The sequence below is a fragment of the Diaphorobacter sp. genome (genome assembly GCF_050251835.1).
Lineage (GTDB): Bacteria > Pseudomonadota > Gammaproteobacteria > Burkholderiales > Burkholderiaceae_C > JBFXIE01.
Window position 1 is genome coordinate 1 of the sequence record NZ_JBFWLZ010000057.1, and the last position, 10,588, is coordinate 10,588.

11 protein-coding genes are annotated in these 10,588 nt (G+C 70.9%); 6 read left to right on the forward strand and 5 right to left on the reverse strand.

The window, feature by feature from the left end; all coding sequences use genetic code 11:
* From AB7E35_RS14065 to AB7E35_RS14090, 6 genes are all read left to right on the forward strand, one after another.
* On the forward strand, positions 1-182 hold a 182-nt coding region (locus tag AB7E35_RS14065), incomplete at its 5' end, for a hypothetical protein (protein WP_428167776.1).
* An 18-nt stretch (positions 183-200) separates the two neighbouring features.
* A complete protein-coding gene (locus AB7E35_RS14070) occupies positions 201-617 on the forward strand; it encodes a PepSY domain-containing protein (RefSeq protein WP_428167777.1) in 417 nt (138 codons plus the stop codon).
* A 27-nt stretch (positions 618-644) separates the two neighbouring features.
* Entirely contained in the window at positions 645-1,127 is a 483-nt protein-coding gene (locus AB7E35_RS14075; RefSeq protein ID WP_428162652.1) for a DUF2271 domain-containing protein, read from the forward strand.
* Between the two features lie 15 nt (positions 1,128-1,142).
* Positions 1,143-3,317 (forward strand): PepSY domain-containing protein, encoded by a 2,175-nt coding sequence (locus tag AB7E35_RS14080; protein WP_428167778.1) that lies wholly within the window; start codon positions 1,143-1,145, stop codon positions 3,315-3,317.
* Positions 3,298-4,275, forward strand: coding sequence for an FAD:protein FMN transferase (locus AB7E35_RS14085; RefSeq protein ID WP_428167779.1), 978 nt, complete (start codon positions 3,298-3,300; stop codon positions 4,273-4,275). Before AB7E35_RS14080 ends, AB7E35_RS14085 begins: the two co-directional genes overlap by 20 nt.
* 109 nt (positions 4,276-4,384) lie before the next feature.
* Positions 4,385-4,699: a hypothetical protein gene (locus tag AB7E35_RS14090; RefSeq protein ID WP_428167780.1), complete on the forward strand. Its 315-nt coding sequence runs from the start codon at positions 4,385-4,387 to the stop codon at positions 4,697-4,699.
* Between the two features lie 46 nt (positions 4,700-4,745).
* Here AB7E35_RS14090 and AB7E35_RS14095 read toward each other — a convergent pair whose 3' ends face one another.
* From AB7E35_RS14095 to AB7E35_RS14115, 5 genes are all read right to left on the reverse strand, one after another.
* A complete protein-coding gene (locus AB7E35_RS14095; RefSeq protein WP_428167781.1) occupies positions 4,746-5,213 on the reverse strand; it encodes a hypothetical protein in 468 nt (155 codons plus the stop codon).
* 15 nt (positions 5,214-5,228) lie between these two features.
* Positions 5,229-6,968: an NAD(P)-binding protein gene (locus AB7E35_RS14100; RefSeq protein WP_428167782.1), complete on the reverse strand. Its 1,740-nt coding sequence runs from the start codon at positions 6,966-6,968 to the stop codon at positions 5,229-5,231.
* Positions 6,969-7,041: 73 nt separating this feature from the next.
* Positions 7,042-8,607 (reverse strand): polyamine aminopropyltransferase, encoded by a 1,566-nt coding sequence (locus AB7E35_RS14105; protein WP_428167783.1) that lies wholly within the window; start codon positions 8,605-8,607, stop codon positions 7,042-7,044.
* Between the two features lie 16 nt (positions 8,608-8,623).
* The gene (locus AB7E35_RS14110) at positions 8,624-8,845 is read right to left on the reverse strand and encodes a DUF350 domain-containing protein (RefSeq protein WP_428162659.1); all 222 of its coding nucleotides are present in this window, start codon (positions 8,843-8,845) and stop codon (positions 8,624-8,626) included.
* A 37-nt stretch (positions 8,846-8,882) separates the two neighbouring features.
* On the reverse strand, positions 8,883-10,379 hold the full coding sequence (locus tag AB7E35_RS14115) for a DUF4178 domain-containing protein (protein ID WP_428167784.1): 1,497 nt from the start codon (positions 10,377-10,379) through the stop codon (positions 8,883-8,885).
* Positions 10,380-10,588 lie beyond the last annotated feature (209 nt).

Here is a 10,588-nt window from a genome sequence, read left to right on the forward strand (position 1 = left end):
TCACGCTCATCGGCATGCAACGCGCCGCCTGTGGCGCCGGCGCCCACAAGCAGCAGCATGGCAAAGAGGCGGCGCAAGGTGTTCATGGGCTGTGGTTATACGGGCGCGGCGATGAACGACGGATGAACGTGGCCTTCAGCACCGGTTCAGACTGGTTTTTCAACAATCACGGCAAGCCTTGATGAACCAAAGGAGCCCCCATGAAACACCCCGCCCCCATGCTGGCCCTGTGCCTTGCCCTCGGCGCCGCCCCGGCGCTGGCGGACGACGACTGCGACGCCCCCGCGCAGAACTGGCAATCGCGTGACGCGGTACTGAGCCACGCCACTGCCCAGGGCTGGCAGGTGCAGCGCATCAAGATCGACGACGGCTGCTACGAGGTACGCGGCCGCGACGCTCAGGGCCGCAGCTTCAAGGCCAAGCTGGACCCCCAGACGCTGCGCGTGTTGAAGATGAAGCTGCGTGGCGGCGATGACGACGGGCACGACCGCGACCGCTACCGCGGCGCCGCCCCGGCCCCGGCGCCCGCTCAGAACGCCGCACCGGCCGCTGCACCCGCCCCGGCCCACAGCCCCGTGCTGACCCCCGGCACCACGCCGCGCGGCCAGATCGAATAACCCCCCCCTTTTTTCTGGAGACTTTCCATGTCCCACACCAAACCCCTGCTGACCACCCTGGCTGCCGCCTGCGCGCTGGCCGTGCCCGCCCTGGCGCAAGCCCGGCAGGTCACGCTGACCACCCAGCTCAAGAACTACGGCGGTGACGGCGCCTACCTGGCCGTGTACCTCACCGACCCCAAGGGCGCCTACGCCGGCACGCTGTGGGTGGCGGGCGGCAAGGCCAAGTACTACAAGCACCTGGCGGACTGGAACCGCCTGTCCGCCAGCGACAGCCGGCGCCTGCAGGGCGTGACCGGCGCCAGCGTGGGCGCGGGCCGCACGCTGAAGGTGACGGCCGACCTGGCCGATGCGCTGCTGGATGCGGGCTACGAGATCCGCATCGACGCCGCCGCCGAGGACATGCGCGACAGCCCCTCGGAAATCCGCGTGCCGCTGTCCAACGCCCAGGCCGGCAAGCCGCAGGCGGGCAAGCAGTACATCCAGTCGTTCAGCTACCAACTCAAGTAAGCGAAGGGGGCAACCATGGTTTGGCGGCAACTCCATCGCTGGCTGGGTTTGGTGGCGGGCACGCTGGCGCTGGTGCTGGGCATCACGGGCACGCTGCTGGCGCTCGACCCGCTGCGCAACGCCTGGCAGGCAGCGCCCGGCGCGCAGGACCTGCCGGTGGCCACCCTGGTGCAGCGCGTGCAGGCCAGCGTGCCCGGCGCGGAGGAAATCCGCCGCCTGCCCTCGGGCGGCATCGTGGTCCATGCGTTCGACAACGGCCAGGCCCAGGCCCTGCGCGTGGACCCGGCAGACGGGCGCGTGCTGGGCGGCTACCAGCCCTCGCTGCTGCCGCGCTGGGTCAAGAACCTGCACCGCGCATTGTTGATGGGCGATGGCGGGCGCATGGCCGCCGCCGTGGTGGCGCTGGCCATGCTGGGGCTGTCGGTCACCGGCCTGGTGCTGCTGCAGCGCCGCATGGGCGGCTGGCGCCACTTGGCCGGGCCGGTGCGCGGCACGCTGGCGCAGCGCCTGCACGTGCTGGCTGGGCGGGTGGCGCTGCCGGTGCTGGCAGTGTCGGCCGCTGCGGCGCTGGTGATGAGCGCGGCTACCTTTGGTTTGATGCCGCTGGACGCCGGGGCAGAGCCCGACGTGGCGTCCGTGCAAGGCAGCCAGCTCGCCCTGCCGGCCGGGCAGCTGCCTCTGCTGCAGAGCCTGCGCGTGCAAGACCTGCGCAAGCTCAACTTGCCCGCGGCGGACGACCCGCAAGACACCTGGCGCATCACCACCACCCAGGGCCAGGGCTGGGTGGACCGCTACAGCGGCCAGATGCTGGCCTGGCAGGACGCCACGGCCGCGCAGCGCGTGCACGACTGGGCGCTGCTGCTGCATACCGGCGAAGGTGCCTGGGCCTGGGCGCTGTTGCTGGGCGCCATGGGGGCGAGCATCCCGCTGTTCTGGGGTACCGGGCTGTGGCTGTGGTGGCAGGCGCGCCGCAGCCGCCCGCGCATTGCTGATAACAGCCCGCTGGCGCAGGCCGACAGCCTGATCTTTGTGGCCAGCGAAGGCGGCAGCACCTGGGGCTTTGCCCAGGCCCTGCATGCCGCGCTGGTGGCCGCGGGCCAGCGCGTGCACACCGCGGCGCTGGAGCACTGGCGCGTGCCGCCCGCCGCGCGGCAGGTGTATGTGCTGGCCGCCACCTATGGCGACGGCCAGCCGCCCGCCCATGCGGCGCGCGCGCTGGAGGCCATTGCGCACCTGCCAGTCACCAGCGCGCAGGTGGCCGTGCTGGGTTTTGGCGACCGGCAGTTCCCCGCCTTCTGCGCGTTTGGCGATGCGCTGGAGCAGGCGCTGCGCCGCCAGGGCTGGCCCGCGCTGCTGCCGCTGGAGCGCATCCACCAGCAATCTGCCCAGGAGTTTGCGCGCTGGGGCCAGGCCCTGGCGCAGGCCCTGGGCCAGCCCTTGCCCATCGACTACCGGCCGCGCCTGCCGCGCACCGTGGCGCTCACGCTCATGTCGCGGCAGGACTTTGCGGGCGGGGCGGGCCAGCCCGCGGCCATCCTGCGCTTTGCCCTGCCCGGTCGGGGGCTGCCCCGCTTTGCCGCGGGCGACCTGATCGGCATCGTGCCGCCCGGCCAGGCCGTGCCGCGCTACTACTCGCTGGCCTCGGGCAGCGGTGATGGTTTTGTTGAAGTCTGCGTGCGCCGCATGCCCGGCGGTGTGTGCTCGGGCCACCTGCATGCCCTGCAACCGGGCGACAGCGTGCAGGCCTTCATCCGCCCCAACCCTGGCTTCGCGCTGCCCGCCGGCCGCGCGCCCGTGCTGCTGATTGGCGCGGGCACCGGCGTGGCGCCGCTGGCGGGCTTCATCCGCGGCAACACGCGCCACCGGCCCATGCACCTGTACTACGGCGCACGCGACCCGGCGCGGGACTTTTACTTCGGCACCGAACTGCAGGACTGGCAGGCCGACGGCCGACTGGCGGGGCTGCACACCACGTTCTCGCGCCTGCCGGACGGCGGCGGCTACGTGCAGCAGGCCCTGCAGCGTGATGCCGCGCAGCTGCGCGACCTGCTGGCGCAGGGCGCCCTGGTGCGCGTGTGCGGCAGCCGCCCCATGGCACAGGGCGTGGCGCAGGTGCTGCAATCGCTGCTGAGCCCGCCGGGACTGGCACAACTGAAGGCACAAGGACGCTATGCCGAAGACCTTTTTTAAGCCGCAACGGCTGACCCTGCACGGCCCCACCATGGGCACGCGCTGGTCCGTCACCTGCGATGTGCCGCCCGGCACCGATGCGCACGCGCTGGAGCAGGCCCTGGCCGCGGCCGTGCAGCAGGTGGACGCGCAAATGTCGCCCTGGCTGGCGGGCAGCGACCTCAACCGCCTGAACCACGCGGCGCCGGGCGCCTGGGTGGCCCTGCCGCCCGAAATTCTGGAGGTACTGGCCTGCGCGCTGGACATTTGCCGCCTGAGCGGCGGCGCTTTCGACCCCGCCGTGGGCGCGCTGGTTGACGCCTGGGGCTTTGGCGCCGCGCGCGACGCGCCCGACGCCGCGGCCATCCGCGCCGCTGCCGCAGTTGCAGGCGCGCCCCGCCCGCCCACCCATCAGGCGCTGGAAATCGACCGCGCCGCAGGCCGTGCCCGCAAGCACGCGCCGCTGCAGCTGGATCTGTGCGGCATTGCCAAGGGCTACGGGGTAGATCGCATGGCCGACGTGCTGCGCCAGCACGCCGTAGAACATGCGCTGGTGGCGCTGGACGGCGAGCTGCGTGCCGTGGGCGCCCAGGCCAGCGGCCAGCCCTGGGCGGTGGCCGTGGAAAGCCCCCAGGCCGGGCGCCGCGCGGTGCATGGCGTGGTCGAGCTGCAAGACCTGGCCGTCGCCACATCGGGCGACTACCGGCGCTACCTGCAGGTGGGCAGCGAGCGCCTGGCGCACACCATGGACGCGCGCCGCACCGCGCCCGTGCGCAACGAGGTGGCCAGCGTCACGGTGCTGGCGCGTCAGTGCATGCATGCCGACGCCTGGGCCACGGCCCTGCTGGTTGCAGGCCCCGGCGAGGGGCTGGCCCTGGCCCAGCGCATGGGGCTGGAGGCGCTGTGGCTGCTGCGCCGTGGCGGCGGGCTGGTCACGCTGGGGCTGGGGCGGTTTGGCGCGGGCGGGGCTACCCCATGAACGGCGGGTGAATCCCGCATTCAGCAATGATTCACCGTGCCCCGTGCACACTGTCGGCTCAGCCTCTCGGCCAATGCTGGCTGCACCCCCCTGGCACAAGGAGTTCATCATGCGCACCCACATCACTCTTACCGCGATCGCAATGCTGGTAGCCGCCTTGGGCGCCCCGGCTCTCGCAGGCGACCGTGATCATCGACAGGAACGCAACCACGCGCGCGAGCGCGCCATGCGCTGCGCGGACAACGCCGGTCAGGGCATGCAGGTCGTTCCCAACGATGCGGGCGCCCAGGAGCGCGCCCATGGGTGGCAATACTTCTCGGACCCCGCAGCCTGCCGCGCCGTCGTCATCAGCCCGCAGGGGGACTATTACTTCAGCCAGGGCCGGGGCTTGCGCTGGGTGGCTGCCGCCCAGCCCGACGCCTGAGAGCGTGTTTACGATCTGACGGGTGGACGGCGCGGCACGCGCGCCGTCAGCGTGCCGCGCCGCCCGGCTCCGTGCCCGCCCACGCCGCGGCCTGCAATGCCGCCGGCAGTTCATGGGCCAGCGCCTGTTCCTCGCGCGCGTGGTGGTGCTCCAGCACATGGCGCAGCGCATGTGCCGCATCCAGCAGCATCAGCACCGCGGCGCGGCGGTCCTGCTCGTCCTGCGGCGGCTGATCGGCCACGGCTTGCACCTTCAGCGCATATTCGTCGGCCAGCAGCGCTATGCGGTCGTGCTCCACCAGGTACACACGCGCCGCCCAGCGCGCGCCGGGGGGCACATGGGGCAGCAGCTGCGTGTTTTCTATCTCGATGTGCTGCGCCAGGCCGGCGCGCCAGCGTTGCAGCTTTTGCTGCGCGCCGCCAAAGTCTGCGCCCGCCACGTCCAGCAGATGGGCGTGCAGTTGGGCACCCAGCTGCGTGTGCTGATGTTCAAAAAAAGCGGGGGTTGGGCTCATGGTCTGCAACCTGCTTTACCAGCGCACCGCCAGCCCGGCCGCGTGTCCGCGCGTGAAGGCTTCTTCAAACACTGAGTAGCCCGACCAGTCCGCGTGCGCGAACAGCAGGCGCTGGGTGCCGGGTGTGGGCGGTACGGGTACGCGCTCTCCATTTGATAGCTGATAGCGCTTGCCAGACAAGCGCGAGAGGCCAATTTGGCTTAAAAACGCCTGCGTGCCCGGCACGGGGATGGACATGGCGTGGCCGTAGCGCGTGATCTCCATGCGCGTGGCGCGCCCGGGCAGGTCGGGGTGGGGCACGGCCAGCGCCGCCACGATGGCGCTGCGCCAGTGCGTCCAGGGTTGCCCGGCCAGTTGCTGGCGCGCGCCCTCCACGTCGCCCAGCGCCTGGTAGTAGGTGATGACCGTGGGGCTGGCGGCGGCGCTGCGCGCGTCCAGGCGCTGATGGCCGGCATGCACATAGCCCAGGCCGCCGGGCACGGGGTCGGCATACAGCACGTTGTCCCACGCCGGGGCGGCGCCCTCGCGGTCGGCCAGCGGGGCGCTCAGGTGGATGTTGGCCACCAGCCAGGGCGCCCACTGCAGGCGGCGCGCAGCCTGCGCCAGAAAGTCGGGCGCGGGCTGCACCACGCGCGCGGCCACGTACACCGGCAGCGCCACGATGCAGCGGCGCGCCTGCCAGCGCTCGATGCTGTCGCTGGCGTGCAGGTACACGTCCACTTCCACGCCGCGGCGCGTCTCGGCAATGCGCAGCACGCTGGCGCCGGTGCGCAGCTGGCCGCCTTGCACCAGGGGCTCGGCCAGGCGCCGGGTCAGCCAGCCGTTGCCCTCGGGCCAGGTGAGCACGCCCTCGCGCTCATCGCCAGCGTCGGCCTCCAGGCCCGGCGCATGGAAGCCGTGGCGGCTGGCAAAGTAGTGGATGCCCGCCCAGGCCGACACGCGCGCCGTGCCCGCGCCATAGTCGTCGCGGCAGCAGTAGTCCAGGTACCAGCGCAGGTGGGCGTCGTCCAGGCCCTGCTGCGCCAGCCATGCGTCAAAAGTGATAGCGTCCAGCGCTTGTTGCGCGGGCGCCAAAGGCCTGCCGGGCGTCCAGCTTTTGACTACCGGCATGGTAAAGCGCGCCGCGCGCGACAGCGCGGCCACCTGCTCGGCAAAGCGCCGGTACTGCGCCAGCGTGGATGCATCCACGCCCGCCACGGGCAGCAGGCCGTCTTGCCACTGGCCCTGCCAGAACAGGCGCTCTTGCGGGCTGTGGGCCAGGTGGCGCCCGCCGTCGCCGCCGTAGCGCCAGCGCCCGGCCTCGCGCTGGCGCAGGCCCAGCTCTTCGAGCAGGTCCTGCACCTCGCGCGCGTGCTCGCCGGGCACGGGCAGGTAGTGCGCGCCCAGCGGGCAGGCCAGGCCGTTCACGCTGCCCGCGCGGCTGTTGCCGCCGGGCTGGTCTTCCATCTCCAGGCACTGAAAATCATCCACGCCCGACAGGCGCAGCGCGCGCGCGGCCGCCAGCCCCGCCACGCCGCCGCCGGCAATCACCACCTGGGTGCGGCGCACGATGTCGGGCGTGTAGGGCGCGCCCTCGGCCAGCCGGTCGCGCAGCGCATGGCCGCGCGCCATGTCGATGCCGGTGTAGCCGCCCAGCACGTCGGCGGGCGCGGGCTTGTCGCAGCCGGGCAGGGCCACGCCCGCGGCCAGGGCGGCGCCGGCCTGCAGCATCTGGCGGCGGCGCGGAGAGGTGGGAGGGCGGATGGGCTGGAACATGGGCCGCCCACTGTACGGCATCAGCCCCGGCCGGGCCGGCCAGACACCCCCTGCGGCGCGTGGGTTCAGCCGATCACGGGCCGACCCGGCCCCACTCCTGCTCGTAGGTGTGCACCAGCACCTGGTTGGACAGGCGGTTGACCTCGGCGCCTACGCGCGCCATGTCCAGCGGAAAGTCGAACAGCAGCGGCAGGGACGCCGCATCCAGAAAGCGCAGCCCTGCGGGTAGTTCGGCCGGCGGGCGCCAGGGCCGGCGGCTGGCGATGACGAAGCCCCATTCGCCAAAGCTGGGCACGTGCGCGTGGTAGGGCCGCGCCTGCAGGCCCACCGATTCGATGGTGTGCACCACCGTCCAGAAGCTGCTGCGCGCCACCAGGGGCGATGTGGTCTGCACCACCGCATAGCCGCTGGCCGCCAGGCGCTGGTCCAGCAGGGCGTAAAAGCTGTTGGTATAGAGTTTGCCGATGGCAAAGTTGGTGGGGTCGGGGAAGTCCACCACGATCACGTCGAACATGTCCGTGCCTTGCTGCAGCCAGCCGAAGGCATCCTGGTTGACGACCGCCACCTTGGGGTTTTGCAGCGCCGCGCCGTTGAGCCGGGCCAGCGTGGGGTTGTCCCGGAAGATGCGCGTCATCTCCGGGTCCAGCTCCACCAGCGTGACCGACTCCACCGACGGGTACTTGAGCACCTCGCGCACGGCCATGCCGTCGCCGCCGCCCAGCACCGCCACGCGCTTGGGGGCGCCATGCGCGGCCATCACCGGGTGCACCAGGGCCTCGTGATAGCGGTACTCGTCCTGCTGCGCGAACTGCAGGTTGCCGTTCAGGTACAGGCGGTGCCCGGCGCGCCCGCGCGTCACCACGATGCGCTGGTAGGGCGATGCGCTGCTGAACACGATGCGGTCCTGGTAGAACTTGTCTTCGGCAAAGCGGGTGATGTGCTCCGCCCCCAAAAGCCCCGCCAGCAGCGCCGCCAGCACCGCCGCGCAGGCCAGCGCGTGCGCGCCAAAGCGCCGCAGCTCATGGCGGAACAGCCACAGCGCCCACACCGCCACGGCGGCGTTCATGAAGCCGAACAGCAGCCCCGTGCGCACCAGCCCCAGCTGCGGCACCAGCAGCAGCGGAAACGCCAGCGACACCGCCAGCGCGCCCAGATAGTCGAAGGTGAGCACCTGGCTCACCAGGTCTTTGAGCTGCACGTTGCGCTTGAGGATGCGCATGACCAGCGGAATCTCCAGCCCCACCAGCGTGCCCACCAGCAGCACCATGCCGTACAGCAGCACCCGGAAGGCGCCGGGCACGTAGGCGTTTGCTATGAATAGCGTAGCTGGCAGCGCTCCACCAATCAGGGCTACCAGCAGTTCTATGCGCAAAAAATGCGCGGGCAGCTGGCGCTCGAAGTAGCGCGACAGCCACGAGCCCACGCCCATGGCGAACAGATAGGTGCCGATGACGGTGGAAAACTGCAGCACCGAGTCGCCCAGCACGTACGACGCCAGCGCCCCCGCCGCCAGCTCGTACAAGAGCCCGCAGGCGGCGATGACGAATACGCTGGCCAGCAGGGCGACGTCGATGGGGCGGGGGGTGGCGCCGGCGCCCACCGGACTGGCGGCCGTGGCGGAGTCGGACACGGTGCTCATGCGCGGGGAGGCTGCCTCAGTGAATCGCCGCCGCCACGATGATGCTGATGCCCAGGCACATGGCGGCCACCACCATCGCCAGGGCGCGGTTCTGCTTTTCCACGATCTCGGCCCACAGGTCGGCCGGGGTGATCTTGTCGATCAGCCAGAAGCACAGCCAGAAGACGACCACGCCGATCAGCGCGTAGAGGATGGACCCGAGGAAGGCCGCGGGCCGGAGCCATTCGATTCCCATCATGGTGTTTGCTCCTTGGAAGGGTTGAGAGAAAAAATTGTCATTTGTGGCTGCCGCCCGTGCTGTAGCCGCCAAACGAGCCGCCCGAGCTGCGGTAGGCGCCGCCGGGCGAGCCCGAGCAGTTGCTCATCAGCACCAGCAGGACGATCAGCACGATGAAGATCAAAATCACCGTGCCGCAGCCGATGCCCGAGCCCGCGGCCACCGGCCCCGCGTCTTGCCGGCGAAACAGCGCGGCCTTGTCGCCCAGCTTGAAGGCCTGCGCCACGGCGCTGCTGTCGATGCGGTTGCCGTGCGACCAGGTGACCTCGCTGCGCGACTGCTCGCGCGACAGGATGCCTTTGCCTTTGCCCTTGCCGCCCACGGCCGCAAAGTCGCTGTTGCTGGTCTTTTGGCCGCGCTCCACGGGCCAGTAGAACTCGCCTGCCACATAGTTGGTCTCGGCCTGGTAGGTGGATGTCAGCCGGTACTGCGTGCCCAGGTAGCGTGCGGTGGCCGCGCCCGGCTTGTGCTGCGGCGCGCCGGTGGCGGGGCGCACCAGGCTCCAGCCGTCGCTGGCGTCCACCAGAAACAGAAAGCCGCGCTGGCGGTGGTAGAGCAGGTATTCCTCCCAGCCAAAGTGCTCGTCATCGCCCGGCTCCACGCCCGTGCGGTGCTGAAAGCCCACCACCTGCCACGGCGCGCCCTCGAACTGCCCCACGCTCCCCAACGGGATCAGCGGCTGCACCGGCTCGTGCTGCGCGGCGTGGCGCAACTCGCCGCCCAGGCCGCTGCTCAGGTCGATCAGGCTGCTGCACGACGGGCAGGTGCAGCTTTTGGTGCTGGCCAGCTCTACGCGCACCGGCGCGCCGCAGCTGGGGCAGTTGAACTGGCGGCCTTTTTCGTCTTTGGCCGATTCGTCCTTCAGGCCCTGCAGCTGCAAATCCTCCAGCCGCACCGCGCGCCCGCGCTGCGCCTGCGGCGGCTGGCTGGCGTAGTCGATGGACAGCACCTCGCCGTCGGCCGAGCGCAGCTCCACCACCTGGAACGGCACACCCAGCGGCGGCAGCTTGGGCACCTCGCCCTCGGCCGCGATGAGTTGCGCGCGCACGTTGGCCGCCACGCTGAAGGGCTGGCCGCCCACGGCGGTGGTCATGCCGACGCGAAAACGCCCGGCCTCGGGCAGTTCGCGCCCCAGCGCGGCCGCGCGGGTGAAGACATAGGCGCCGTTGTCTTCGCTGAGCGTGGCGGTGCTGCCGTCCTGCAGCATGGCGACCCACTCGGTCCAGCGCCCTTCGTCGCCCTGGTATTGCAGCCGGCCGATCAGCGTGAAGGGCTGGTCCTGCAGCCTGCCGCTGGCCAGCAGCTGCAGCGGGCTGTGGTCGTCAAACACCTCGGCCATGCGGCCCAGGCGCTGCAGCACCTCGCCGCTGCGCACCACGGTGCTGTGGCAGTAGGCGCAGATGGCGTGCGTGGATTGCGCGCTCTGGAAGGTGACCGGCGCGCCGCAGCCCGGGCAGGGTGCGCGGTAGATGCGCTGGGGGGCGCTGTCAGCCATGCGTGTTATTTACGGTGTTTTTGCTTGACCAGGCTCATGTCTCAGATCGAGCTGCTGGCCCTCACCCCCACCCTCTCCCAGAGGGAGAGCAACTGTGTTCAAAGTCAAGTCATTTTGAGATAGCTCCAGCATGTGGATAACTCACTTGCCAAGGCACGCCGGATTTGAGAACGGCGTTGATGATCGTGAGCACCTTGTGCATACAGGCC

Coding starts and splice junctions, on each gene's coding strand:
- AB7E35_RS14095 (WP_428167781.1), bottom strand. CDS start 5,213: ATGAGCCCAACCCCCGCTTTTTTTGAACATCAGCACACGCAGCTGGGT.
- AB7E35_RS14080 (WP_428167778.1), top strand. CDS start 1,143: ATGGTTTGGCGGCAACTCCATCGCTGGCTGGGTTTGGTGGCGGGCACG.
- AB7E35_RS14070 (WP_428167777.1), top strand. CDS start 201: ATGAAACACCCCGCCCCCATGCTGGCCCTGTGCCTTGCCCTCGGCGCC.
- AB7E35_RS14090 (WP_428167780.1), top strand. CDS start 4,385: ATGCGCACCCACATCACTCTTACCGCGATCGCAATGCTGGTAGCCGCC.
- AB7E35_RS14105 (WP_428167783.1), bottom strand. CDS start 8,607: ATGAGCACCGTGTCCGACTCCGCCACGGCCGCCAGTCCGGTGGGCGCC.
- AB7E35_RS14100 (WP_428167782.1), bottom strand. CDS start 6,968: ATGTTCCAGCCCATCCGCCCTCCCACCTCTCCGCGCCGCCGCCAGATG.
- AB7E35_RS14115 (WP_428167784.1), bottom strand. CDS start 10,379: ATGGCTGACAGCGCCCCCCAGCGCATCTACCGCGCACCCTGCCCGGGC.
- AB7E35_RS14110 (WP_428162659.1), bottom strand. CDS start 8,845: ATGATGGGAATCGAATGGCTCCGGCCCGCGGCCTTCCTCGGGTCCATC.
- AB7E35_RS14085 (WP_428167779.1), top strand. CDS start 3,298: ATGCCGAAGACCTTTTTTAAGCCGCAACGGCTGACCCTGCACGGCCCC.
- AB7E35_RS14075 (WP_428162652.1), top strand. CDS start 645: ATGTCCCACACCAAACCCCTGCTGACCACCCTGGCTGCCGCCTGCGCG.